This window comes from Vibrio sp. S9_S30, assembly GCF_014694455.1.
GTDB lineage: Bacteria > Pseudomonadota > Gammaproteobacteria > Enterobacterales > Vibrionaceae > Vibrio.
This window is the reverse complement of the sequence record NZ_JAAUWT010000108.1, coordinates 1-841: the sequence shown is the minus strand read 5'-3', so window position 1 is coordinate 841 and position 841 is coordinate 1. Positions and strand designations below refer to the sequence as shown.

Here is an 841-nt window from a genome sequence, read left to right as displayed (position 1 = left end):
CTCGCCTTTTGTTCAACTTGTTGTGGGTTCATTGTATAGCTGCCGGCATTTTGTGAAATGGCTCTGTGTCTCAACCTTCTGTATTTGCTGGGAAATCGAGGATGCCGTAAAGTCCGTTCATAACAAACAATTCAGCAGACCAAAAACGTGTGGCACTTTTAGTTTGCGTTGAGTTTAGTGTTTAAGGTGGTATGCAGAAGCTGCATTTGTACGTTTTTGGCTACTTAATTGGGCGTTATGAAGCATCTAGGAAAATCCAGCAAAATTAGGGGCTAAGGTTCAAAGTTTACTTTTATTTTCATCATGATTTGAATCTTTCCCAATTGAAAATCGGCAATGTTCCTTTGGTGAAATGCCGCTTGGGTTTCATCAAAAGGCAAATTGGCTGTTTGGGTATTTTTGCCAAGTGATTCTTTCTAGCAGCCATTTGCTGCGCCGTGATTTTAGTGGGGCGGCAGTGCATCGAAAAATTCAAAGCTTGATGCTCGCCTTTGTTCAACTTGTTGTAGGTTCATTGTATAGCTGCCGGCATTTTGTGAAATGGCTCGGTGTCTTAGGCTTCGGTATTTGCTGGCAAATTGGGGATGCCGTAAAGTCCGTTCATAACAAACAATTCAAGCAGACCAAAAACGCGTGGCATTTTTAGTTTGCGTTGAGTTGAGTGTTTACGGTGGTTTGCAGAAACAGCATTTGTGCGTTTTTGGCTACTTAACTGGGCGTTATGAAGCATCTAGGAAAATCCAGCAAAATTATAGGGTAAGGTTCAAAAATGCCACTTTGGTTTCATCGAAAGGCAAATTGGCTGCTTAGGTACTTTTGCCAAGTTACCTTATCTAGCAGC

The 841-nt window shown here is 41.9% G+C and carries 1 protein-coding gene; it reads right to left on the bottom strand.

Annotation, left to right across the window (positions count from 1 at the left end; translation table 11 throughout):
- Window positions 1-553: 553 nt before the first annotated feature.
- Window positions 554-730 (bottom strand): hypothetical protein, encoded by a 177-nt coding sequence (locus HC752_RS24295; protein ID WP_190337744.1) that lies wholly within the window; start codon window positions 728-730, stop codon window positions 554-556.
- Window positions 731-841: the final 111 nt, after the last annotated feature.

Coding starts and splice junctions, on each gene's coding strand:
- HC752_RS24295 (WP_190337744.1), bottom strand. CDS start 730: ATGCTTCATAACGCCCAGTTAAGTAGCCAAAAACGCACAAATGCTGTT.